Annotated in this window: 21 protein-coding genes; 12 read left to right on the forward strand and 9 right to left on the reverse strand. The window is 60.0% G+C overall.

Annotation, left to right across the window (positions count from 1 at the left end):
• Positions 1 to 7 precede the first annotated feature (7 nt).
• A complete protein-coding gene (locus tag ACFVTJ_RS12630; RefSeq protein ID WP_386907813.1) occupies positions 8 to 1132 on the reverse strand; it encodes a glycosyltransferase family 4 protein in 1125 nt (374 codons plus the stop codon).
• A gap of 388 nt (positions 1133 to 1520) precedes the next feature.
• On the opposite strand from ACFVTJ_RS12630, the gene ACFVTJ_RS12635 reads away from it, so the two are divergent.
• The 5 genes from ACFVTJ_RS12635 (at position 1521) to ACFVTJ_RS12655 (ending at position 6992) form a co-directional block, all read left to right on the forward strand.
• On the forward strand, positions 1521 to 3047 hold the full coding sequence (locus ACFVTJ_RS12635) for an ABC transporter substrate-binding protein (protein WP_386907815.1): 1527 nt from the start codon (positions 1521 to 1523) through the stop codon (positions 3045 to 3047).
• 326 nt (positions 3048 to 3373) lie between these two features.
• Positions 3374 to 4315 (forward strand): ABC transporter permease, encoded by a 942-nt coding sequence (locus ACFVTJ_RS12640; RefSeq protein ID WP_386907817.1) that lies wholly within the window; start codon positions 3374 to 3376, stop codon positions 4313 to 4315.
• Positions 4315 to 5190, forward strand: a complete 876-nt coding sequence (locus ACFVTJ_RS12645; RefSeq protein ID WP_386907819.1) for an ABC transporter permease — start codon at positions 4315 to 4317, stop codon at positions 5188 to 5190. Before ACFVTJ_RS12640 ends, ACFVTJ_RS12645 begins: the two co-directional genes overlap by 1 nt.
• 1 nt (position 5191) lies before the next feature.
• Complete coding sequence (locus ACFVTJ_RS12650) at positions 5192 to 6415, forward strand: amidohydrolase/deacetylase family metallohydrolase (RefSeq protein ID WP_386907821.1); 1224 nt, start codon at positions 5192 to 5194, stop codon at positions 6413 to 6415.
• A gap of 82 nt (positions 6416 to 6497) precedes the next feature.
• Entirely contained in the window at positions 6498 to 6992 is a 495-nt protein-coding gene (locus ACFVTJ_RS12655; RefSeq protein ID WP_386907823.1) for a RidA family protein, read from the forward strand.
• Between the two features lie 6 nt (positions 6993 to 6998).
• Here the strand turns inward: ACFVTJ_RS12655 and ACFVTJ_RS12660 are convergent, their stop codons facing one another.
• Positions 6999 to 7835, reverse strand: a complete 837-nt coding sequence (locus ACFVTJ_RS12660) for an IclR family transcriptional regulator (RefSeq protein WP_386907825.1) — start codon at positions 7833 to 7835, stop codon at positions 6999 to 7001.
• An 88-nt stretch (positions 7836 to 7923) separates the two neighbouring features.
• Here ACFVTJ_RS12660 and ACFVTJ_RS12665 point away from each other — a divergent pair, with 88 nt between their 5' ends.
• Positions 7924 to 9120: an aminotransferase class V-fold PLP-dependent enzyme gene (locus ACFVTJ_RS12665; RefSeq protein ID WP_386907827.1), complete on the forward strand. Its 1197-nt coding sequence runs from the start codon at positions 7924 to 7926 to the stop codon at positions 9118 to 9120.
• A gap of 203 nt (positions 9121 to 9323) precedes the next feature.
• Positions 9324 to 11159 carry a dipeptide ABC transporter ATP-binding protein gene (locus ACFVTJ_RS12670; protein ID WP_386907829.1) on the forward strand — a complete coding sequence of 612 codons (1836 nt, stop codon included), beginning with the start codon at positions 9324 to 9326 and terminating at the stop codon, positions 11157 to 11159.
• A gap of 6 nt (positions 11160 to 11165) precedes the next feature.
• Here the strand turns inward: ACFVTJ_RS12670 and ACFVTJ_RS12675 are convergent, their stop codons facing one another.
• Positions 11166 to 11795, reverse strand: a complete 630-nt coding sequence (locus ACFVTJ_RS12675) for a glutathione S-transferase family protein (RefSeq protein ID WP_386907830.1) — start codon at positions 11793 to 11795, stop codon at positions 11166 to 11168.
• A gap of 1 nt (position 11796) precedes the next feature.
• Positions 11797 to 12162 (reverse strand): ArsR/SmtB family transcription factor, encoded by a 366-nt coding sequence (locus ACFVTJ_RS12680; protein ID WP_386907832.1) that lies wholly within the window; start codon positions 12160 to 12162, stop codon positions 11797 to 11799.
• Positions 12163 to 12372: 210 nt separating this feature from the next.
• On the opposite strand from ACFVTJ_RS12680, the gene ACFVTJ_RS12685 reads away from it, so the two are divergent.
• From ACFVTJ_RS12685 to ACFVTJ_RS12700, 4 genes are read left to right on the forward strand one after another with little or no spacing between them, the layout of a single operon-like run.
• Positions 12373 to 13239, forward strand: coding sequence for an ABC transporter substrate-binding protein (locus ACFVTJ_RS12685; RefSeq protein WP_386907834.1), 867 nt, complete (start codon positions 12373 to 12375; stop codon positions 13237 to 13239).
• Positions 13236 to 14363, forward strand: a complete 1128-nt coding sequence (locus ACFVTJ_RS12690; RefSeq protein WP_386907836.1) for an LLM class flavin-dependent oxidoreductase — start codon at positions 13236 to 13238, stop codon at positions 14361 to 14363. Before ACFVTJ_RS12685 ends, ACFVTJ_RS12690 begins: the two co-directional genes overlap by 4 nt.
• Positions 14364 to 14391: 28 nt before the next feature.
• Complete coding sequence (locus ACFVTJ_RS12695; protein ID WP_386907837.1) at positions 14392 to 16224, forward strand: TRAP transporter large permease subunit; 1833 nt, start codon at positions 14392 to 14394, stop codon at positions 16222 to 16224.
• Positions 16225 to 16240: 16 nt separating this feature from the next.
• The gene (locus tag ACFVTJ_RS12700) at positions 16241 to 17239 is read left to right on the forward strand and encodes a TRAP transporter substrate-binding protein (RefSeq protein ID WP_386907839.1); all 999 of its coding nucleotides are present in this window, start codon (positions 16241 to 16243) and stop codon (positions 17237 to 17239) included.
• Between the two features lie 55 nt (positions 17240 to 17294).
• Here ACFVTJ_RS12700 and ACFVTJ_RS12705 read toward each other — a convergent pair whose 3' ends face one another.
• The gene (locus tag ACFVTJ_RS12705) at positions 17295 to 18806 is read right to left on the reverse strand and encodes an aldehyde dehydrogenase (NADP(+)) (protein ID WP_386907841.1); all 1512 of its coding nucleotides are present in this window, start codon (positions 18804 to 18806) and stop codon (positions 17295 to 17297) included.
• 243 nt (positions 18807 to 19049) lie between these two features.
• Here ACFVTJ_RS12705 and ACFVTJ_RS12710 point away from each other — a divergent pair, with 243 nt between their 5' ends.
• The gene (locus tag ACFVTJ_RS12710) at positions 19050 to 19403 is read left to right on the forward strand and encodes an antibiotic resistance protein VanZ (RefSeq protein WP_386907843.1); all 354 of its coding nucleotides are present in this window, start codon (positions 19050 to 19052) and stop codon (positions 19401 to 19403) included.
• 26 nt (positions 19404 to 19429) lie between these two features.
• Here ACFVTJ_RS12710 and uxuA read toward each other — a convergent pair whose 3' ends face one another.
• The 4 genes from uxuA to ACFVTJ_RS12730 form a co-directional block, all read right to left on the reverse strand.
• Entirely contained in the window at positions 19430 to 20638 is a 1209-nt protein-coding gene (gene uxuA, locus ACFVTJ_RS12715; protein ID WP_386907845.1) for a mannonate dehydratase, read from the reverse strand.
• Between the two features lie 16 nt (positions 20639 to 20654).
• Complete coding sequence (locus tag ACFVTJ_RS12720) at positions 20655 to 21701, reverse strand: L-idonate 5-dehydrogenase (protein ID WP_386907847.1); 1047 nt, start codon at positions 21699 to 21701, stop codon at positions 20655 to 20657.
• A 322-nt stretch (positions 21702 to 22023) separates the two neighbouring features.
• Positions 22024 to 23430, reverse strand: a complete 1407-nt coding sequence (locus ACFVTJ_RS12725; protein ID WP_386907849.1) for a TRAP transporter large permease — start codon at positions 23428 to 23430, stop codon at positions 22024 to 22026.
• Between the two features lie 4 nt (positions 23431 to 23434).
• Positions 23435 to 24007: a TRAP transporter small permease gene (locus ACFVTJ_RS12730; protein WP_386907851.1), complete on the reverse strand. Its 573-nt coding sequence runs from the start codon at positions 24005 to 24007 to the stop codon at positions 23435 to 23437.
• Positions 24008 to 24064 lie beyond the last annotated feature (57 nt).

Genomic DNA, 24064 nt, shown 5'->3' on the forward strand with positions numbered 1-24064 from the left:
TGTGTCATCACGCCCGTTCAGCCAGCGCGAAATTCACCGTGTCTGCGAATTCCCGGAGGAAACGCTCGCGCGAGAAGCGGGCGGCATTGTCGATGCAGGCGGTTTTGTCGAAACGGTCGGAATTGTCGACGAATTCCTGGACCGCAGCGCAGATCGCCTCCGGTGTCTGTTCGCCGAAATATAGGCCGGTAGGCTGGTTTGAGGCGCCGAGCGGAACGACGGTTTCCAGCACGCCGCCCTTGCCATAGGCGATCACCGGGGTGCCGAGCGCCTGGGACTCGACGGGAACGATGCCGAAATCATCTTCCGCGGCAAAGACGAAAGCCTTGGCTTCCGCCATGTATTTGTGAAGCTCTTCATTGCCGACAAAACCGAGGATTTCGACATTCGGTGCGGCGATTTCGCGGATGCGCTTCATGTCCGGCCCGTCGCCTATGACGACAAGCCGCTTGTCAGGCATCTTCGCAAAGGCTTCCACGATCAGGTGCACTTTTTTATAGGGCACCAGCCGCGAGGCCGTGACGAAATAGTCGCCTTTTCTGTCGGAAGGGGAAAGATGCGCGGTATCGACAGGCGGGTAGATCACCGTGGAGTCACGCCCATAACATTTGCGCACGCGGTTGCGGATGAATTTGGAGTTTACCGTCATGAGATCGACACCATGGGTGGTGCGGATATCCCACATGCGGATGTAGTGGAGAATGGCGCGCGCGATCCACGACGCGAAGCCGCGATTGAGCCGGGTTTCCTTGAGATATTGATGCTGGAGATCCCAGGCATAACGAATGGGGCTGTGAATATAGGAGACGTGAAACTGGCCGGGACCGGTGATGACGCCCTTGGCGACCGCATAGCTGGATGAGATGACGAGATCATAGCTGCTGAGGTCAAACTGCTCTATGGCGAGCGGCATCAGCGGCAGATAGGAGCGATATTTTTTTCGGGCGAAAGGCAGTTTCTGGATGAAGGAGGTGTTGACGAGACGCCCGCCGAGGAACCCCCGGTCCCGCTCGCTCATGAAGTCGACGAGGCAATAGAGGTCCGCGTGAGGATAAATTTCGAGAAGGTTGTGAAGCACTTTTTCGGCCCCACCTCGGTCGGTGAGCCAGTCATGCACGATTGCCGTCTTCATAATTTCCTCAATAATATCAGCGTAATAAAAATTTGTTGTCCGCTTTCGAATAAGCGCGGCGGTATCGAATATCAGGTCTGTCTACAGCCTTGAAAACACGGCTGCTTGAAGGCGAATAAGGTAACGATAAATAAGGGTGGGCGATTATGTCTATCTTAGTTTCATCTTCAATAGCACTTTGTTCGCAAATGCGAAACATCCAACCTACGTAATTCTCTGCGCTCTTTCCGCCTCCTTAAAAAATCGGTTTCCAGTTCGCCGATCCCGAAAATCCGTCATCGGACCGCATTGTCATTGACAAGGCGTCTTATCGAGATATTCTCTTATAAAGATGCATATAACATAATAATGGAACATCAGGTTGGAACAATGAGCTGGGAGCATAACCATGAGACGTAAACTTGCATTTCTCGCCACCGCCGCACTGCTGCTCGCGCCCGATATGATGATGGCCGCGGAGAAGGGTGGCGTCATCAACGTCGCGACGATCGGCGAGCCGCCGACACTCGATCCCATGGCCTCGACCGCCGATCTGGTCGGCATCGTCACGCAGCATATTTTCGAAACGCTTTACACCTTCGACAAGGGCTGGAAGGTGACGCCGCTTCTGGCCGAAAGCCTGCCTGAGATCAGTGCGGACGGCAAAACCTACACGATCAAGCTGCGCCAGGGCATCAAGTTCCATGATGGCAGCGACATGACCTCGGAGGATGTCGTCGCCTCGCTCGGCCGCTGGATGAAGATCGCCTCGCGCGGCAAGCAGGCTGCCGGTTTCATCGAGAATATTTCCGCGCCGGATGCCGGAACGGTGACGATCACCCTCAAGCAGCCTTATGCGCCGCTGACCTCGCTGCTTGCGTTCAATAATTCGGCGGCGATCATCCTGCCGGCTGAAAAGCAGGCGGAGCCAATGGCCGAATTTGTCGGCACCGGCCCCTATATGCTGAAGGAACGCAAGGCGGACCAATATATCCAGCTCGTGCGATTTGATGGCTACAAATCCCGTGATGGCGAAAGCGACGGTTATGGCGGCGCTCGCCACCAGTACCTCGATGAAATCCGCTTCGTTCCGGTGCCCGATCCGAATACCCGCGTCGAGGCCGCCGTTTCCGGACAATATGACTATGTCGATTCCATTCCGGTGGAGTCTTTCCAAAAGGTGAAGTCTTCGTCGGCCTCGCAGCCGATGATGCTGAAGCCGTTCGGTTTCCCGGTCTTCGTTTTCAACACCAAAGAGGGGCTGTCTTCCAAGCTTGAGGTCCGCAAGGCCGTGGTCGAAGCGCTGAACATGGAAGACATGCTGGCCGCCGCTTTCGGCAGCACGGATTTCTACGCGCTGGACGGTGCCTATTACCCCGACAATTTCTCCTGGCACACGCAAGAGGGTGTCGAGGGCAATTATAATGTCGGCAACCCGGAAGCCGCTGCCGAAAAACTCAAAGCCGCCGGTTATAATGGCGAGCCGTTGCGCATCCTCACCAGCCGCCAATATGAGTTCCATTACAAGATGGCGCAGGTGGCGGCGGAATATCTGAAGCTTGCCGGTTTCAAGGTGGATATGCAGGTGGTGGACTGGGCAACGCTGACGCAGCGCCGCGCAGACCCGAAGCTCTGGGACATTTACATCAGCCACAGCCCATTCCTGCCGGAACCGGCGCTGATGGGAGCGCTGTCCACCAGCTCGCCGGGCTGGTGGGATACGCCGGCACGCAAGGCGGCCGTTGACGCCTTCACGTCGGAAGCCGATCCGGAAAAACGCCTCGCGCTTTGGGCCAATGTTCAAAAGACGATCTATGCCGAGCTGCCGCTCATCAAGATCGGTGACTTCAATGCGGCAGCGGCCAAGTCCAACAAGCTTGATGGTGTCGACCCGGCTCCATGGCCGTATTTCTGGAATGCTTCGGTTACGAAATAAGACCGGGCTGGCAATCGGGCGCCGGGCTTTGCTTCCGGCGCTCCGACGACACGGCCTCTTTTCCTCGTCGCATCTCCACCCTCATCCCTGTGCTTGTCACAGGGACCCAGTCAGCCCAAGTCCTTGGGCTGAGAGGAGTCTTTCCGCCGCGCAGACGCGCGTCGGCTGGATTCCTGTGACAAGCACAGGAATGAGGGGAAGTATAAAGCAGACGCGGAAGGTCCGATTTTTTACGACTGCGAGTGCCGGAATTGCCGGCACCCATCTTTAACTCAGTTCAACCGTCGCCTGGTCGCGGCCTATCACCCGCTTCGGAGCCTTGATACGTGATACGGTATATTTTCCAAAGACTTGCAGGAATGATCGTGGTGATGTTCCTCGTCGTCACCATCGTTTTCGTCATCCTGCGCGTCACCCCCGGAGACCCGGCCGCCGTGATGCTGGGGCCGGATGCCTCGGCGCAGGATATTGCGGACCTGCGCACAAGGCTCGGCCTCGATCAGTCGCTTGGCGTACAATATGTCTATTATATCGGCCAATTGCTGAAGGGTGATCTCGGCCAGTCGATCTTTCTCAACATGCCTGTAGGATCAGCCCTGCTGGACCGGGCGGAACCGACATTCTTCCTAACGATCTTTTCGCTGCTGATTGCCAGCGTCATCGCGCTGCCCATCGGCATCTACGCCGCTTACCGGCGTGGTTCCTTCGTGGATCAGGCCGCGACCACCATTGCGATGCTGGCGGCGAGCATTCCGAGCTTCTGGCTCGGCCTCATCCTCATGCAGGTCTTTGCCGTGCGGCTCGATTTGTTTCCGGTCTCGGGGTATGGCGGGCCGGGTGCTAGCTTCCTTGAGCGCATGTATCACCTGACCTTGCCGGCGATTGCGCTCGGCCTCGTTTCCTCCGCGCTCATTCTGCGCTTCACCCGCGCCTCGATGCTGGATGTTCTCGGTGACGATTATGTCCGCACCGCCAGAGCCAAGGGCGTGAAGGAGCGCCGGGTGGTGATGAAACATGCGCTGAAGAATGCGCTCATTCCCATCCTCACCGTGCTTGGCCTCACCGCCGCCGTGCTGATTTCCGGTGCAGTCGTAACGGAAACCGTCTTCGGCCTGCCGGGCGTCGGCAATCTTGTCGTCTCGGCCGTGCTCCGGCGGGATTATCCGGTCATTCAGGGCGCGCTTCTCATCATCGCCGGGCTTTACGTGCTCATCAATTTTGCAATCGACATGCTTTATCTGCTGGTCGATCCGAGGGTTCGCTACTGATGGCCGATATTGTTTCCACCGCCCCGCCGGCCCGCAGCCCGACCATATTGTTCATTCGGCGTCTCCTGAAGCGCAAGACGGTCGCTGCCGGTCTCATCGTGCTGCTCGTCTTTGTGCTGCTCGCGGTTTTCGCACCGATGATTGCGCCCTATTCGCCATCGAAACTGTCGATCGTTAACCGCCTGAAGCCGCCAAGCGAGCTTTACTGGTTCGGCACCGACGAGTTCGGTCGTGACGTCTTCTCGCGCACCATTTATGCCGGAAGGCTGTCGCTTCTGGTCGGTGCCGCTGTGGTGGCGCTTTCGGCGCTGATAGGTATCACGCTCGGCCTGCTCGCTGGTTTCTTCCAGAAGCTGGATACGCCGATTGCGCGGCTGATTGATGCGATGATGGCCTTTCCGGATATTCTGCTGGCCATCGCGCTAGTGGCGGCCCTCGGCCCGTCGCTGACGACTGTCATCATCGCACTTGCTGTCGTTTATTCGCCGCGCCTTGCCCGCATCGTGCGCGCCTCGACGCTGGTGATCCGCGAATTGCCCTATGTGGAGGCGGCGAAGGCGCTCGGCATTTCCACCTTCCACATCATGACGCGGCATGTGCTGCGCAATCTGGTCTCGCCCATCCTCGTGCAATGCACCTTCCTTTTCGCCAGCGCCATGCTGGCAGAGGCGGGCCTTTCCTTTCTGGGTCTCGGTGTCAGCCCCGAGATACCTACCTGGGGAACCATGATCTCCGCTGGCCGCCAATATATCGGTCAGGCCGACTGGATGACCTATTTCCCCGGCTTTGCCATCATTCTTTCCGTGCTGTCGCTGCAAATGGTCGGCGACGGGCTGCGGGACATGCTCGACCCAAGACTGCGAAGGGATTTGTAATATGACATCCGGTGAACAGGCCAAAACGCCTCTTCAATCACCCATTCTTCTTTCCAATGTCAAACCGGTCGGTTTCGGCAAAGGCGCATCACAGGCCTCGACCGATATTCTGATCGGCGGCGACGGCAAGATCGCCGCGGTAGGCTCTGCCCTGCAGGCGCCCGCGGATGCGCAGCGAATTGATGCCAAAGGTGCCTTCATTTCGCCCGGCTGGGTCGATCTGCACGTGCATATCTGGCACGGCGGCACCGATATCTCCATCCGCCCCTCCGAATGCGGGGCCGAGCGCGGCGTAACCACACTGGTGGATGCCGGTTCGGCGGGCGAGGCGAATTTCCACGGCTTCCGGGAATATATCATCGAGCCCTCGAGAGAGCGCATCAAGGCCTTTCTCAATCTCGGTTCCATCGGCCTTGTTGCCTGCAACCGGGTGCCGGAACTGCGCGACATCAAGGATATCGACCTTGATCGTATCCTCGAATGTTATGCCGAAAACAGCGAGCATATTGTCGGCCTGAAGGTGCGGGCGAGCCATGTCATCACCGGTTCCTGGGGTGTGACGCCGGTGAAACTCGGCAAAAAGATCGCCAAGATCCTGAAAGTGCCGATGATGGTCCATGTGGGCGAACCGCCCGCACTTTATGATGAGGTGCTGGAAATTCTCGGCCCCGGCGATGTCGTGACCCATTGCTTCAACGGCAAATCGGGCTCCAGCATCATGGAAGACGAGGACCTGTTCAACCTTGCCGAACGCTGCGCGGGCGAAGGCATCCGGCTGGATATCGGCCATGGCGGCGCATCCTTCTCCTTCAAGGTGGCGGAAGCGGCGATTGCACGCGGCCTGCTGCCCTTCTCGATTTCCACGGATTTGCATGGCCATTCGATGAATTTCCCGGTGTGGGATTTGGCGACGACCATGTCGAAGCTGCTGTCGGTCGATATGCCCTTCGAAAATGTCGTCGAGGCCGTTACCCGCAATCCGGCCTCCGTCATTCAGCTCGATATGGAAAACCGTCTCGATGTCGGCCAGCGCGCCGATTTCACGGTTTTCGATCTCGTGGATTCCGATCTGGAAGCGACCGATTCCAATGGGGATGTGGCGCGTCTGACGCGCTTATTCGAGCCGCGTTACGCTGTGATCGGCGCGGAAGCGATTGCTGCCAGCCGTTATATTCCAAGGGCGCGCAAGCTGGTGCGCCACAGCCATGGTTATTCCTGGCGCTGAACCCGACTGGAATGGCGGGGGTATGCCCTCCGCCTTTCGCAGACATTTCGGGATAGACGTCCCGGCATTATGAGGAATTCGCGTGAAACAGTCTACGCTAGAAGCAGAAGGGCACCTTTCGCCCTATGACCGGCTCGCCGCGCTTGGCATCTCCCTGCCGCCGCCGCCGCCGCCGATTGCCAATTTCGTCACCCATGTGGTGGAAGGCAATATGCTTTATCTTTCGGGCCAGGGGCCTAGGGAAGAGAACGGCCATCTCTATGCCGGCAAGGTGGGCGCGGAAATCGGGCTGGAAGAGGCCTATAACCATGCGCGGCTCACTGGCATCAACCTGCTTGCCGTCATGCACGAGGCGCTGGGTGATCTATCGCGGGTAAAAAAGGTGGTTAAGCTGCTCGGTATGGTCAATGCGGTCAGTGATTTCCGCGATCACCCGAGCGTCATCAACGGCTGCTCCGATCTCTTCATCGATGTGTTCGGCGATGCGGGACAACATGCCCGCTCCGCCGTCGGTTTCGGCTCGCTGCCGGGCAACATCACCGTTGAGATAGAAGCCATCGTCGCGCTCAAGGATTGAGGCCGTTCAATGGTTGCGCCAGCCCATCAGCTTTTCGATCCGCTCTGCCGACACCCTGACCTGTTCGGTGTAATGATTTTCGTCCGCCAGCACCTTCTGTTCCGGCAGCACGATGGAAATCGTCGCAACGCATTCGCCCCTGTTGTCGCAGATCGGCGAGGCGATGCAGGCGACAGCGTAATCGGATTCGGCGACCTGTATCGACAGCCGGTCATGGAAAGCGGCCGCCGCCGATTGCGACAGGGTCTCGGGATTGATTTCCGCACGGCCAGTAGGGGAGGAGCGGGCGCAGCGTCGGAAAAGTTCGAGGCGCTCTACCTCCGGCAGATGCCCGACCAGCAGGCGGCCGGATGCCGTCCAGTTCAGGGGAACACGGGTGCCGACACGCGACGCGACCTGAAAATGGCTGGGACCATCGGCCATTGCCAAGACCAGCATGTGATCGCCATCGCGGCCGCAAAGCTGCACGGTTTCACCCGCATGGCGGCACAGATCGTGCATTTCGTGGGTGGCGACACCCATGAAATCCAGCGAGCGGGCATAGGCAAGGCCATAATGGTAAAGCCGGGCGCCGAGCCAGATATTGCCATCGGCATTGCGCGCCAGCATGTTCTTTTCGACGAGATCGTCGATGATCACATAGACGGTGGAAAGCGGCGCCTTGATCGCCTTGGCGATGGCGTAAGCGCCGGCCGGCGATCCGGTTTCGTAAAGATAATCAATAACCTGAAGCGCACGATCGATGCCGCTGACGCGCGAGCGCTTGGCCGCCTTCGCGTCTGCGTTTTCGGCGGCCTCGGACAGGGCGGTTGAAGACGTTTCGTCCAGTTTATGGGCGTCCAATTTTGGCTCCTCACGGGTTTTGAGAAGCTATTACATTATTATGGCATATATGTCGATGCCTATTGCATCGCAAAGACAGGAGAAAGACATGACCGAGGATATCAGAAGCAGGATCGGCCTTCGCCCGGTCATCAACGTCTCGGGCACCATGACCTCGCTCGGCGCGTCGATTGTCGTTCCCGAGGCCGTTCAGGCCATGGCGTCCATCCTGCCGCAATTCGTCGAGATCAATGATCTGCAACGCAAGGCGAGCGCGATCATTGCAAGATTGACGGGTGGCGAGGCCGGTTTCGTCACGGCGTCCTGCTCCTCCGGCATCAGCCTTGCGGTGGCGGGCGCCATTACCGGCAATAATCTGCTGGCCATCGAAAAGCTGCCCGATGTTGCGCCCGAGAAAAACGAAGTGCTGGTGCAGATGGGTCATGTGGTGAGCTATGGTGCGCCGGTGGATCAGGCAATCCGCCTCGGCGGCGGCAAGGTGGTGCTGATCGGGCAGGCAACATCGACCCATCGTTTCCACATGGAAAACGCCATCACCGAAAAGACGGCGGCGGCGGTTTATGTCGTCTCGCACCATGTGGTGAATTACGGTCTGCTGCACCTTTCCGAATTCGTCGAGATTGCCCACGCCAAGGGCGTGCCTGTTATCGTCGATGCGGCGTCCGAATATGATCTGGAGCTGTTTCTGGCGACGGGCGCGGACGTTGTCCTCTATTCCGGTCACAAGTTCCTCGGCGGCCCGACCTCCGGCATCGTCGCCGGCAAGAAGGAACTGGTGCGCAACGCCTTCCTGCAGAACATGGGCATCGGCCGCGGCATGAAGGTCGGCAAGGAAAGCATCTATGGCGTCATGGCGGCGCTGGAAGCCTGGGAAAAGCGTGACCATGACGGCATTCGCGAGCGCGAAACCGGCTATCTTAATCTCTGGAAAAAGACGCTAGACGGACGCCCCGGCGTGACGGCGCTGATCGAGCCCGACCCGACCAACAACCCGCTCGACCGGCTGCGTGTCATCATCGATGCCGAAGAAGCCCATATCACGGCATGGGACCTGACGACGGCGCTGGCCAGAGGCAATCCGCCGATCATTGCCCGCGATCACGAGGTTGAACACCGTTATTTCTATCTCGACCCCTGCAACCTGCATCCCGGCCAGGAAACCATCGTGGCTTCCCGTCTGGCGGAAGAGCTGGATAAGGCGCGCGCCTCCAACGAGGTGATCGCCACACCGTTCGAGGACCGCAGCCGCCACCGCTTCGACGGCATGCTGCGCTGGCCGGACTGAGTGGAACGAGCGGGTGCGGCAGTTTTCTTCTCCCCGAGGGGGAGAAGTCCGCGGCAGCGGGATGAGGGGGCAGGGGTGCGGTCTATCGCTGGCGTTGCCCCCTCATCCGACCCTTCGGGCCACCTTCTCCCCCTCGGGGAGAAGAAACTCGCGGTAACTGCCGGCCCAAGCATTGCAACCAGAATAAAGAAAAGGGAACGATCATGACCATGCCACAGGCAGCACCGCTTGGTGCCGAAGATGCCGTGCTTTCCGTCCGCAATCTCACCACGTCCTTTCACGTGGATGGCGGCTGGAAACCCGTGGTGCGTGATATTTCCTTCGATGTCGGGCCGGGAGAGACGGTCGCGATCGTCGGCGAAAGCGGCTCGGGCAAGAGCGTTACCTCGCTCTCCATCATGCGGCTGCTGGATCGGGAAAGCAGCAGGGTTCAGGGTGAAATCCTGCTGGGCGGCCGTAATCTGCTGTCGCTTTCCGAAGACGCCATGCGGCGGGTACGGGGCAATGAAGTGGCGATGATCTTTCAGGAGCCGATGACCAGCCTCAATCCGCTCTTCACCATCGGCGACCAGATTTCCGAGGCTCTGCTGTGCCATCAACCGATGTCGAAAGCGGATGCGCGGGCCGAGACGATCCGGTTGCTGGAAAAGGTCCGCATACCCTCCGCCGCCTCGCGTTTCGATGAATATCCGCACCGCTTTTCCGGCGGCATGCGCCAGCGCGTGATGATCGCCATGGCGCTCGCGTCGCGGCCAAGGCTCCTGATCGCCGACGAGCCGACGACGGCGCTCGATGTGACCATTCAGGGCCAGATTCTCGACCTCATCAAGACGCTTCAGGAAGAGGAGGGTACCTCCGTCCTGTTCATCACCCATGACATGGGCGTGGTGGCTGAGATTGCCGACCGTACCGTCGTCATGTATCGCGGCGAACAGGTGGAAGTCGGCGCGACGGCGGATATCTTCCACCGCGGCAAACATCCCTATACGCGCGCGCTTTTGTCCGCCGTTCCGGTTCTTGGGTCGATGACAGGTGAGGAAAGACCGCTCCGGTTTCCCATCATCAACACCACCACGGGGGAAACGCAGGAGCCGGCGCGTCCGGCCGATACCGTTGACGCCAGCGCCCAGCCGGTGCTGAAGGTGCAGGGGCTGACCAAGCGTTTCGACATCCACTCCGGCCTGCTGGGACGCCTCAGCGGCCGCGTCCACGCGGTGGAAAACGTGTCCTTCGATCTGAGGGCCGGGGAGACTCTATCGCTGGTGGGCGAAAGCGGCTGCGGCAAGTCGACCACCGGTCGCGCCATCATGCGGCTGATCGAGCCGGATGCCGGTTCGGTCGTGGTCAACGGCGAAAACATTCTCGCGCTCGACAAGACGGGCATGCGGGACATGCGTAAGACGGTTCAGATGATCTTTCAGGACCCCTTCGCCTCGCTCAATCCGCGTATGACGGTGGGTGCGGCGATTGCCGAACCTTTTCTGGAGCACCGCATGGGAAGCGCCCGCGAGGCGAAGGATGTGGTGGCCGACATGCTGGTGAAGGTCGGTCTCTCGCCCGATATGGCGGCGCGTTACCCGCATGAATTTTCCGGCGGCCAGCGGCAGCGCATCTGCATCGCCCGCGCGCTGGCATTGCAGCCGAAGGTGATCGTTACTGATGAGAGCGTGTCGGCGCTGGATGTTTCCATCAAGGCGCAGGTCATCAACCTCATGTTGGACTTGCAGCACAGCCTTGATCTCGCCTTCCTGTTCATTTCCCACGACATGGCAGTGGTGGAACGCGTCAGCCATCGTGTGGCGGTGATGTATCTCGGCGAGATCGTCGAAATCGGCCCACGCGCCGCTGTCTTCGATAATCCGCAGCATGACTATACCCGCAAGTTGATGGCGGCGGTGCCGGTGCCGGATCCGGACCGCCGCGATACGCGGCGGGGTGCGACGAATGACGAACTGAAAAGCCCGATCCGCGCCGTTGATTATGTCGTCAAGCCACGTGAATATCGCGAGGTTTCACCCGGCCATCTCGTTGCCTGCTGAAGCTGGTTACAGGCCCGGTACGTCCGATGTCACGAAAGGTATACGGTAACCGCGCCGAAAGCTTTCCCGCTGTCCGAGATGGCGATACCATGTCTGCACGGCTGGAAAGTCGTCGAGGTTAATCTTGTGGCGCGCGAAACGGGAGACCCATGGCCAGATGGCAATATCGGCTATTGAAAAATCGCCGGCCACAAACTCCCGCTCGCTCAAACGGTCGTTCAATGTCCGGTAAAGCCGCTCCACATCCGCGGCGAAACGCGTCTCGGCAAAGGGGGCCTCTCCTGCATTATAAGTCAGGAAATAATGGGCATAACCGAGTGTCGGGCCGAAATTGGCGGCCTGCCACATCAGCCATTCCGTGACGGTCAGTCGCTCGGTGGCGGAGGCGGGCAGAAGCCGCCCGGCCTTTTCGGCGAGATAGAGGAGGATCGCGTTCGATTCCGTCAGGACGGTGCCGTTGTCCGTATCCACGATTGCCGGAATTTTTGAGGCGGGGTTGATGCTGATATAGTCAGCCGCGAACTGCTCGCCCTTTTCGATGTCGATGGCGTGGCTGCGATAGGGCAGGCCAAGTTCTTCCAGCGCAATCGAGATTTTAAGGCCGTTGGGCGTGATCCAGGTGTAAAGGTCGATCATGCTAGTCGAACATTGCCTCATCAAGCGGCAAACCCCGTCTGCCTTTCTTGCCGGTCACATCGGAAAGGTCCGTATAAAGACCGCGTAATGTGAGAACCAGCTGAACGATGCGCGGATCGGTGACACGATAGATCACCGCCTTGCCTTCCCGTGAGCCTTCGATCACACCGGCATCGCGCAATTCGGCGAGCTGCTGCGAAAGCGTTGGCTGCTGGATACCAAGTTCATATTCCAGTGCGGAAACGGAGGCCTCCGTTTCCATAAGGTAACAGACGATGGCCAGTCGGTTGGCGTTGGCGACAAGCTTCAAAAGCTCGCTCGCTTCCACCACGCTGCGGCAGATGAGATTGGAAACCGGTTTCGTCACAACTACTGGTCCCTGTTTCAGACTATAAAAAAGTAAATTGTATAGCGATAAATTTCAATGGCTTGATGTCGGTCGATTTTAGTCGTCTGCAGAATTTTTAAAATCTACAGGATTAGTAGATTTCTCTTTCGCTTTCCGGCTGAGGATCGCCAAAACGTTTCTCGAAAACATTCTATAAAAAAGTAGATTGACTGCGAAATGAGGTGTCACATGAAAATCGGGGTCCATCCCAACAATCTGCATTTACGGCTCGCCCGGCTCTGGCCCGGCGCCTTTGAAGAGTTCGATCCGGAATTCGTGGCCTATCGTGAAGGCCGCGATACGGCGGCGCTTCTGGAAAAGGGCGAAATCCATTTCGGTGGCACCGGTTCGACACCGCCGATCGAGGCGGATGCGCGCGGGCTTTCCGCAGCATATATCGCAGCCTCGGCCCCGAGGCCGGCGAATGGCGCGATCCTCGTGCGGCGCGACAGCCCGATCCGCTCTGCCGGGGATCTCCAGGGAAAGCGCATCTCGCTGATCGACGGGTCTTTTCACACCTATCTACTGGCGCGCAGCCTGGAAGGGGCGGGTCTTGGTCTTTCGGACGTGACGCGGATTGAAAGCGGTGACAGCGACAGCCTGCTCGATCTCGTGGAAGGCCGTGTCGATGCCTGGGTAACGATGTCGCCACGGCTGGAAAAGGCTCTGACCCATGAGGAGATCAGCCTTCTGGTCCGTTGTGGCTCCACCATTCCCAACCGCTCGCTGTTCTGGACGCTGGCGCGTCACAATATGGCGCAGGAGACACGGCAGGCAATTGCGGCCGAACTGGACCGCGTCGGCCGCGCCGTCATGGCGGATATCGACAAGGCTGCAGCGCTGCTCGCCGCCGAGCCAGGCAGCGAGGGCGATGCGGCATCCTGGGCGAAGGTGCTGCGCTCGCGCGATCTTTCCGTGGTGCCCGCCACTGAAAATATCCTTGCCGAACAGCAGGAGGAAGCCGATACGCTTTACAGGCACGGCCATTTCTCTTTATCGGTTCAGACCGGGCAAAGCCCGGCCCCACAATCAGCCAGCGTCGGAGGCGACAGATGAATGTTTTCTGGTACATGTGCGCGCCCGACGGCGCCTATCCCTGGCAGCCGGAAGGCTCCCGTAAGGTCGATCTCGGTTATTACAGGCAGCTGGCACTGGCTTACGATCAGCTGGGTTATACCGGCGCGCTGTTTGCCACCGGCGCGCATGACGTCTGGGTTCTGGCGGGCGCACTGCTCTCCCATACGGAGCGGCTGAAGCTGTTGGTGGCCATCCATCCCGGGCTGATCGCCCCAACCCTGCTTGCCAAGATGGCGGCGACACTTCAGGAGTTTTCGCGTGGACGCCTGCTGATCAATGTCGTCTCCGGCGATGCCAAGATGCTGGGCGCTTACGGCATGACCATGCCGCATGACGAGCGTTACGATATGGCGGATGAATATCTGCAGATCTGGCACCGGCTTTTCGCCGGCGAGACGGTGGATTTCAAGGGGCGGCATTTCCAGACGGAGGGTGCGAAGCTCGCGCTGCCGGTGGGGCAGGGCATCGAGCCGCCGCCGTTGTGGTTCGGCGGTTCTTCCGACAAGGCCATCGATGTTGCGGCGAAACATGTCGAGACCTACCTCTCCTGGGGTGAAACGCCCGATCAGATCGGCGCGAAGGTCGATCTCGTCAAGGCGCGGGCGGAACAGCTTGGCCGCGAACTGGAATATGGCATTCGGCTCTATGTCATCGTGCGTGATACCGATGAAGAGGCCTGGGCCGCCGCTGCCGACCTTTACGGGCGCATGGATGAGCGTGCGATTGCCGCCAACCAGCGTTTTGTCGGCAAGACCGATTCCATCGGCCAGCAGCGCATGACGGCGATGCACGGCGGGCAGAAACCGGAAAACCTGCGCGATCTGGAAATCGCACCAAATCTCTGGGCCGGCATCGGGCTTGTCCGTCCGGGCCCGGGAACCGCGATTGTTGGTTCGCCGGATACGGTGATCCGCACGCTGGAGGCCTACAAGAAAGCGGGCGTGAACACCTTTATCCTCTCGGGCATGCCATTGCTGGAAGAAGCCTTCCGCTTCGGCGAAAAGGTCCTGCCACGTCTCGATGTATCGCGGGAAGTGTCATCTGCGAAACAATTCACCTGGTCGACCCTGTTCGACCGCGACCTTTCGGCCAAGGCTTCCTGAGCATGGTGCGGGAGTGGAGAAGAACAATATGACGGCAAGTCCGGCAACAACAATCGCGCAACGGCGCTTGGGTCCACAACGCGTGGCCGAACGGGCGCTTGGCGTTTTGGACAAGGCGCTCGGCGCAGTCGCCGCCGCCATCCTTGCGACGCTTCTGGTGGTGGTGTTAGTCAATGTCGCCCTGCGATACCTGTTCCATACCGGTTTCATCGGCGCGGAAGATCTGGGCATCTGGCTCAATGTGGCGATGATTGCGGTCGGCGCGCCGCTCAGCCTCAAGAGCGCGCTGGCCATGCGGCTGGATGTATTCGTGCGCTTCCTGCCGGAACGCTTTCATGCGGCAACCGAAGTTCTGGCCGATGCCTTTTCCTTTGTCGCAGCTCTCATCCTCGCTTTCGGCGGGGTGGAGATTGCGGCCATGCTGGGCGGCACGTCGCCAACGCTCGGTCTGCCGGAATGGGTGCGCTTCGGTTTTCTCGGAGCGGGCGGCGCGCTGATCTTTGTCTATCTGGCGCTTCAGCGGGTCGGTGAAGGCAAGGCGCTTGCCGTTCTGCTCTCCGTCGCCATCGCGGTCGTTTCTTATGTCGGCCTGCCGGAACTGTTTATCGATACGAGCCTGCCGCCGAGCCTGTTTCTGGCGCTGACGGCGGCCGTGGGGCTGGTTCTGGCCGCACCGCTCGCCCATGCCTTCCTTGCCGCCGCCTATGTGGCGATCGCCTTCGGCAGCACCCTGCCGGAACCGGCCATCGTGTCCTCGACGGTGACGGGCATGTCGAAATTCCTGCTGCTGGCCATTCCCTTCTTCCTGCTGGCCGGAAGCCTGCTGACGGAATCAGGCGTCGCCAACCAACTCGTCCGTTTTGCCGCCTCCATGGTCGGCCACCGGCGAGCAGGGCTGGCGCAGACGACGCTTCTAACCAGCGTGCTGTTTTCCGGCGCATCCGGCTCCTCGGTCGCCAATGCCGCCTTCGGTGCCTCCACCTTTCAGCCGGAACTGGTGAAACACGGTTATCCACCGGCACAGGCAGGCGCGATCATTGCCGCTACCTCGGTGCTGGACAACGTCATTCCGCCCTCCATCGCCTTTCTCATCCTGGCAACGGCCACCAACCTGTCGGTCGGCTCGTTGCTGGTTGGTGGTTTCTTCGCCGGTGGGCTGATGGCGGTCTGCCTTGCGGTGGCAATCCATCTCAGCGTGCGCAGCGTCGATACCCTGCCGCGCGCGACAGGCAGCGAACGCTGGCGTTCGGCCGTGGCCGCCATACCTGCCTTCGGGCTTGGCGTCATCGTGGTGGTCGGCATCCGCATCGGCGTTGTCACCACCACGGAGGCGGCGGCTCTTGCGGCGCTCTACACGCTGTTTCTCGGCTTCGGTTATCGGCTGGGCGCGGGCCGCATTTTCGCAACTTTCCGCCAGTCGGCGGGTGAGGCTGCGGCGATTGGCCTCCTGATCGGCACGGCGGGGCCTTTCGCCTTCCTGTTGGCGGTGGACAATGTCTCCGGCCTCGTCACGGATTTCGTGACGTTGCTGGGCGGCAGCAAGATTGCGGTGCTTCTGCTTTCAAACCTCATTCTGCTCGCGGTCGGGCTGGTGCTGGATATCGGTGCCGCGATCCTGTTGTTCGGGCCGATCTTGTTGCCCGCTGCCGTGGCAGCCGGCATCGATCCGATCCATTTCGGCGTGATCCTCGTGGTCAATCTGATGATCCACGGCCTGACACCGCCGCTCGGCATGCTGATCTTCGTGGTCAGCGGCGTGACCCGCATTCCGGCGACAGCGCTTTTCCGGGCCGTCGTTCCCTATCTCATCTCGCTTCTCGTCTCCCTCGCCATTCTCTGCGCCTGGGCCATTATTTTCTAAAACCGGGGTTTTATTCATGACTATTATCGATCGCCGCAATCTCCTGAAACTTTCCGCTATCGGTGCCGCCACGCTGGCCGCACCCGCCTTCGTGCACAGGGCAAATGCCAGAACCCGCAATATTACCGTTGCCTCGCTGTTTGCCGAAGATAAGCCGGAGACGAAAATCTGGGTGAAGATCAGCGAGCTGGTGGAGGCAAAGCTTCCGGGTCGTTTCCGCTTCAACATCGTCAAGAGCGGTGCTCTGGGCGGAGAAAAGGAAGTGGCGGAAAACATTCGTCTTGGCTCGGTGCAGGCCAGCCTTTCCACCGTTTCGTCGCTTTCCGGCTGGGTGCCGGAGTTGCAGATCCTCGATCTGCCGTTCCTGTTTCGTGATGCCGACCATGTGCGCAAGGTGGTGACGGGCGAGACCGGCACTGATCTGAAGACAAAGCTCGCCGCCCAGCAATTCATCGCCGCCGATTTCATCAATTACGGCGCACGCCATCTTCTCACCAAGGAGCCGGTAACCCGGCCGGAGCAGCTGGAAGGCAAGAAGATCCGCGTCATCCAGAGCCCGCTGCACACCAAGCTGTGGAGCGCCTTCGGCACGACGCCGGTCGGTATCCCGATCACAGAGACCTATAATGCGCTGGCGACCGGCGTGGCCGACGCCATGGACCTCACCAAATCCGCCTATGCTGGCTTCAAGCTTTACGAGGTCGTGCCCTATCTGACCGAAACCGGCCACATCTGGGCCTCAGGCGTCGTTTATTACGGTGCGACTTTCTGGAACCAGCTGGACGACGAAGAAAAGAAGGTGCTGTCGGAGGCCTCTAGCGAAGGCGCGAAGTACTTTAACCAGCTGATCGTTGAAGATGAAACGAAGTCCGTTGAGCTTGCGCTGTCCAAGGGTGGCAAGGTGCTGCAGCCGGAAGCGCTGGATGAATGGCGCAAGGGCGCTCAGGGCGTCTGGCAGGATTTCGCCAGCATCGTTGGGGGTATCGAGAGGATACAGGCCGTGCAGTCTGCCTGAGACTACGGGTTAGACGAAGAACAGGGGAGGCGTGTAAGCGCCTCCCCCTTTTTTTTTAGCGAATGTCTTCCGGCAGAACGTCCGAAGGAATGTTCTGATAGGAAACCGGACGCATGAAGCGGCGGATCGACATGGTGCCGACAGAGGTCGCACCGAAGTTCGTGGAGGCCGGGTAGGGGCCACCGTGAACCATGGCTTCGGAAACTTCCACGCCGGTTGGGAAACCGTTGGCAAGAACGCGGCCCGCCTTGCGCTCCAGGATCGGCAGCAGCTTGCGGCCAAGTTCGGCGTCGCCTGCATCGAGATGCATGGTCGCCGTCAGCTGGCCTTCGAAGCTCTTGGCAACCTCAAGCATTTCTTCGGTGCTATCAACAGTCACGATCAGGCCGAGCGGTCCGAAGACTTCTTCGGCAAGCGCATGGTTGGCAACCCAGTCTTTGCCCGAGACGCGGAACAGGTAAGGCGTGGCATTGCGCAGGTTGCAGGTGGTGGTCAGAACGTCGCGCACGCCGTTTCCGGCAGCGATGCGGTCGCGGCCATCACGATAGGCAGCGGCGATACCGTCTGTCAGCATGACCTGCGGGCCAACTTCGGAAAGTGCGGCGCGTGCGGTTTCAGCAACCGCATCCGCCTGCTCGGAGAGGATGACGGCGATGCCGGGGTTGGTGCAGAACTGGCCGGCACCCATGGTCAGCGAACCCGCCCAGCCCTTGGCGATGGCTTCACCACGAGCGGCAACGGCTTCCGGCAGCAGGAACATCGGGTTGACCGAACCCAGTTCGCCGAAGAAGGGGATCGGCTCGGGGCGCTGGGCGCAGAGATCGAACAGCGCGCGGCCGCCGGCGAGCGAGCCGGTGAAACCGACCGCCTTGATGCGCGGATGCTGGACCAGCGCGGAACCGACATCGCGGCGGCCGCCCTGGATCAGCGAGAAGACGCCGGGATGGAGATTATGCTTCTTGACGGCGGCGAGAACGGCTTCTGCAACGATTTCGCCGGTGCCGGGATGGGCGGAATGGCCCTTGACGACAACGGGGCAACCGGCTGCGAGAGCGGCGGCCGTATCACCGCCGGCCGTCGAGAAGGCGAGCGGGAAGTTGGATGCGCCGAAGACTGCAACGGGCCCGATCGGGCGCTGCATCAGACGGATATCCGGGCGTGGCAGCGGCTGGCGGTCCGGCAGTGCTTCGTCATGGCGGCGGTCGAGATAATCGCCCTTGCGGATATGCGATGCGAACAGGCGAAGCTGGCCAACGGTGCGGCCGCGCTCGCCCTGCAGGCGTCCAGCCGGCAGACCGGTCTCGGACGAGCCGATTTCGGTGATGGCGTCGGCGCGTGCTTCGATCTCATCGGCAATGGTGTCGAGGAATGCGGCGCGCTCTTCGCGGGTGGTGTAACCGTAGCTCCAGAAGGCTTCTTCGGCTGCTTCCGCAGCCTTGTTCACCAGATCGACGGTGCCGACCGAAAAATCGAAAGCCTCGCCATGTGCAGGCTCGCTGCGGAATTTTGCTTCCGTTTCGACCCATTCTCCTGCAACCAGATGTTTGCCGTGCGGCTTGAAACTCATTGTGCTCTTCCCTGAAAATCTGATCCTGTGTGGAAAACCCACCCGACACCGTGACATGAACCGAAGGGCGACAGCATAAGCGCCATCAGCCGCGATCCTCGCCCGGTTGCCTTCTGCCTTAGCCCGTGCGAGGCCATTGCGAAAGCCGGTTTTTAAACTATCTGACCGAAAAGTGTGATTAATTGGGCGGGGCGTGAAAAAGACGCGCTTCCGTTTCCTCGGTCGGCACTCTATTGTGACGCCATGATGACAAACAGATTTCCGAAATATGTTGCCTGGTCGCTTCTTCTGCTGATCGTAATCGTGACTGTCAGCCCCATTGGGCTGAGGCCCCACACATTGACGACGGTCGGCATTGATCGTGCAGGTGCCTTCGCCCTCTGCTCGGCCGCCTTCGTGCTCGCCTATCCGCGCTATTGGCTAGCCATCATCGTAGCGGGCATCGTCGCGGCTTTTGGCATCGAGGCGCTGCAATTCCTGTCTCCCACACGCCACCCGCTTCTGACCGACGCAGCCGTGAAGGCCGCTGGGGCTGTTGCTGGCGGATTGGCCACCCATTCCTACCTCATGTTTCGGGCGAAGATGGCCGCAGGCTGACACATCCCCTGCGGTCGGAGTTCCGATTAGCCATTCCCATTCGCAAGACCGAAGCGGCTGTGTGACAGCGTCCGCTCGATGCCGCGCAGTTCCGCCAGCCCCTTCAGCCTGCCGATCGCGGGGTAACCGGGCTGCGCGCCGCGCGTCAGGTCGTCGAGAATTTCCTGACCGTGGTCGGGCCGCATCGGAATGGTGTGGTCTTCACGGCCTTCAGCACGACGGCGGGTTTCTTCTGACAGAAGTGCGGCAATGACGGCGACCATGTCGGTCCCACCTTCCAGATGCTCGTCCTCGAAGAAGGAGCAGGGTGCGGTATCGGTGTCGCGCGTCACATTGCGCAGATGCACGAAATGGATGCGATCGGCAAAACGTTTGGTGATAAGAGGCAGGTCGTTATCTGCCCGCGCGCCAAGCGAACCGGTGCACAGCGTCACGCCATTGGCGCGGCTGTCGACTTGGGACAGCATATGGGCGTAGTCATCCTCCGTTGAGAGAATACGCGGCAGGCCGAGCAGGGGCCATGGCGGATCATCCCCATGGGCGCAGATATTGATGCCGACGTCCTCAGCAACCGGGGTCACCTCAGAGAGAAAATCGATCAGGTTCTGCTGCAGCCTTTCACGGTTGACGCCGTGATAGGAGCGCAGTTTTTCGAGGAGCTGGGCCAGCGTATAACCATCCGCCGAGCCGGGCAGGCCAGCGCCGATATTGCGCCCGAGCGCGGTGATTTTTGTATCCGGCATGTCGGCGAAGCGTTTCGCCGCTTCCTCCAGCAGCCAATCCGGGTAGTCTGCGCTGGCATCTGGACGTTTCAGAATATGAATGTCGAAGGCGGCGAAATCGGGAAGATCGAAGCGCATCGCCTTTGCGCCGTGTCTGGTTTCCCACCGCAGGTCGGTACGGGTCCAGTCCAGCACCGGCATGAAATTATAGCAGACGGTGCGGATGCCGGAGGCGGAGAGGCGGCGCAGGGTTTCCTGCCAGTTGGCGATGTGGGTTTTCCAGTCGCCGGTCTGGGTCTTGATATCTTCGGAGACGGGCACGCTTTCCACGACATCCCAATAAAGCCCGCCGGCCTTGATCGCCTTATGCCGTTTGGTGATTTCGTCCGCCGGCCAGACATCGCCGGTGGCGATGTGGTGCAACGCGCTGACGATGCCTTCCGCACCCGCCTGAGCCGCATCCTGAACCGTGACCTTATCGACCGGGCCGAACCAGCGCCATGTGTGTCTCATCTTAAACCCTCAAATATCAGTCTTCGGAAAATGTCAGTTGCACCTTGCAGGCGGCGGAGCGGTCTCCGGCCTGCTCGAATGCGGCCTTCGCCTCATGAAGCGGGAAGCTGTGGGAAATGATCGGCTGCACGTCGATTTTCCGCGACGAGATGAGGGCGGCGGCGATTGCGAACTCCTCATGGAAACGCTGCGAACCGCGCCAGACGATTTCCTTGCTGACAAGCGCATTGAGCGGAATGGTGATGTCACCGGTAACGCCCACCTGTACGATAGTGCCGCGCGGGCGCACGCAGGCAAAGGCAGTGCGGAGCGCGGGGCCAGCGGCGGAGCAATCGAAAATGACGTCGAAATAACCCTTGTTATCCTGATAGGGCAAAAGCGCCTCGGCGTCCTTCGCGACATTGATCGTGCGGTCCGCGCCCATGGCTGGTGCGCGTTCCAGCGCCGCATCGGTCAGATCGGTTGCTACGATGATACTTGCGCCCGCATGGCGGGCGGCGGCGATGGTCAAGAGGCCGATCGGGCCGGCTCCCGTTACCAGCACCTTCGCGCCGGTGAGATCGCAAGCCTGGGCGACGGCATGCAGACAGACTGCAAGCGGCTCGGTGCAAGCCGCTTCAGCAGCTGAGGTATCGGCTGGAAATGGCGCGCATTGTTTTGCAGGAACCACCAGCCGGTCACGGAACATGCCCTGCTCGTGCGGCAGGCGCATGGCGCTGCCCATGAAGCGCATCTCAAGGCAGTGGATAGGCTGGCCCTTCAGGCAGAACTGGCAATGGCCGCAGGGTTGCGAGGGATTGACGGCGACGAGCTGACCGATGGCGAGCCCGCTGACGCCTTCCCCCAGCGCCCGCACATGGCCGGAGGCCTCATGCCCGGAGATGATCGGTTCGCGCACCCTGACCGGGCCGAAACCGCCATCCTGATAATAATGAAGATCGGAGCCGCAGATGCCGCCCGCCGCCATGGCAAGCAGCACTTCGCCGGGGCCGGGGGCCTCTATGTCCTGCGTTTCGACGCGGATATCTTCACGGCCGTATAGACGTGCCACGCGTGTCTGCATGACGATGCCCTTTCTTTAGGTGGTTGCACGGGACACGACGTTTGAAAATCATTTGACAATCCTGCGTGTGGCTCACCCCCCTCTGTCCTGCCGGACATCTCCCCCTCAAGGGGGGAGATCGTTCCTCGGCGAGGTCTCGCGCCCCTCGACGGTCGAGAATGAAGTGGCGAGAAAGCGTCCTGCCGATCTCCCCCCTTGAGGGGGAGATGTCCGGCAGGACAGAGGGGGGTGAGCCACACGCGGAAAAGTCGATGATTTTCAATCATCGTGTATTTTGTTGAAATCCGCGCGGTGGCGAACCGCGCGGGCAATGATGTTTACGTCAGCGGATCAGGCCCATCTCGGTCGGCAGCCAAAGGGTGATTGCCGGAATGAAGGTGATCAGCAGCAGCGCCACGAACAGAGGCACCAGCCATGGCAGGATAGCGATGGTCGTGCGTTCGACGGAGAGTTTCGCCACGCGCGAGAGCACGAACAGCACCATGCCGAGCGGCGGGTGTAGCAGACCGATCATCAGGTTGAGGGTGATGATAAGGCCGAAATGCACCGGATCGATATGGAACTGCAGCACTAGCGGCAGAAGGATCGGCACGAGGATGGTGATGGCCGCAATCGTATCGAGGAAGCAGCCCACGAACAGCATGAGCAGATTGACCAGCACTAGGAAAATCCACTTGCTGTCCGTGATCGTCAGGATCGCCGCCGACAGAAGCTGCGCTGCCTGACTGACGGTCAGCAGCCATGCGAAAACCGAGGCAGCCGCAACGATGAAGAGCACGGACGCGGTGGTTTCGATCGTGTCGAAGGTCGATTTCGCCAGCGTCTTGAAGGTCATCGTCCGGTAACGGACGAGGCCGAGGAACAGTGACCAGAGAACGGCCGCGACGGCTGCCTCCGTCGGTGTGAACCAGCCCATGGTCATGCCGCCGATCAGGATCACGGGCGTCATCAGCGCCATCACGGCGGAGAAGTCGAAATACCAGTCGCAGGCGAGCAGGATGACCAGCACGATCAGGATCGACAGGTTTAGGGAAAGGCCGAATGCGGTGAGGATATAGATGCCGAGCGGCACCATCATCACCACGAAGACTTCAATCGATGCGCCGAAGATGGTTCTGAGGCTGAACGGCGTATCGGAGCCCCAGCCCTTGATATAGGCGAAGACCGCGACCGTGATCATCATCAAAAGCGTCATGACGACGCCGGGAATGATGCCTGCCATGAACAATGCCCCGATGGAGACATTGGCCATCATGCCGTAGATGACGAAGGGCAGCGATGGCGGGAAGATCGGGCCGAGCGTTGCGGAAGCGGCAGTGACGCCGACGGCCGCTTCGACCGGATAACCGTGGTCCTTCATGGCCTTGATTTCGATGGTGCCGATGCCGGCGGCATCGGCAAGTGCCGTGCCAGACATGCCGGAAAAGATCACCGAACCGATGATGTTGACCTGGGCTAGACCACCCTTCATCCAGCCGACGAGTGCCACCGCGAAGGAATAGATACGTCCTGTCACGCCTGCCGTATTCATCAAGTTGCCGGCTAGGATGAAGAATGGAACGGCCAGAAGCGGGAAGCTTTCCACACCAGCGATCAGGCGCTGCGCCGCGATGATATCGGGCGCGACATTGTAAAACACGATGTAGAGCAGCGACGCCGAAGCCATGGAGATGGCGACAGGCAGGCCGATCAGCATCAATAGAAGAAATGAGCCGATGAGAAGCAGCATGTGATCAATCCTCCGCGCTCTGGAATTCTTCGGGCCGTTCCAGAACGGAATAACCGCGCTGCATATTGGCGATGAAGACCTGTACGGACCGGAAGAACATCAAAACGAAAGCGGCCAGAACCGTGTAGAAAACGATATTGCGCGGCAGCGCCACGGTGACCATCTCCTCATCCGCGACGATTTCCAGATAACGCCACATCAGCCACGAGGTGTAGGCGAAGAACAGGATGCGCAGCACGTCGACGAGGATCGACATCGCGCGGGCCACCTGGGGTGGCACATAGTGATAAAGCACATCCACCTGAATGTGGCGCGACATGCGCACGCACATGACGGACCCCAAAAACACCACGCCGATCAGGCAGTTGACGGCGATTTCTTCCGTCCAGGCGTAACTGTTGTTGAGCACGTATCGAGTGAAGAACTGAAGGAACACGCAGCCCGTCATCAGCCAGAAAAGGCCCAGCGTGACCCAGTCTTCGAATGAATAGACCTTGAGATCGACCTGCGGCGGCGCCTCGTCGAACGTATGGGCGAGTTCCTCAGGCGTGACCTGAGTATGAATTTCCTGCGACATTGAGATATCCCGTCTGGAGAGAAAGGGCGGTGCGGCAATGGGGCCGCACCGGATCTT

Origin of the sequence: Agrobacterium sp. NPDC058088 (assembly GCF_042885035.1) — a bacterium.
Taxonomy (GTDB): Bacteria; Pseudomonadota; Alphaproteobacteria; order Rhizobiales; family Rhizobiaceae; genus Agrobacterium.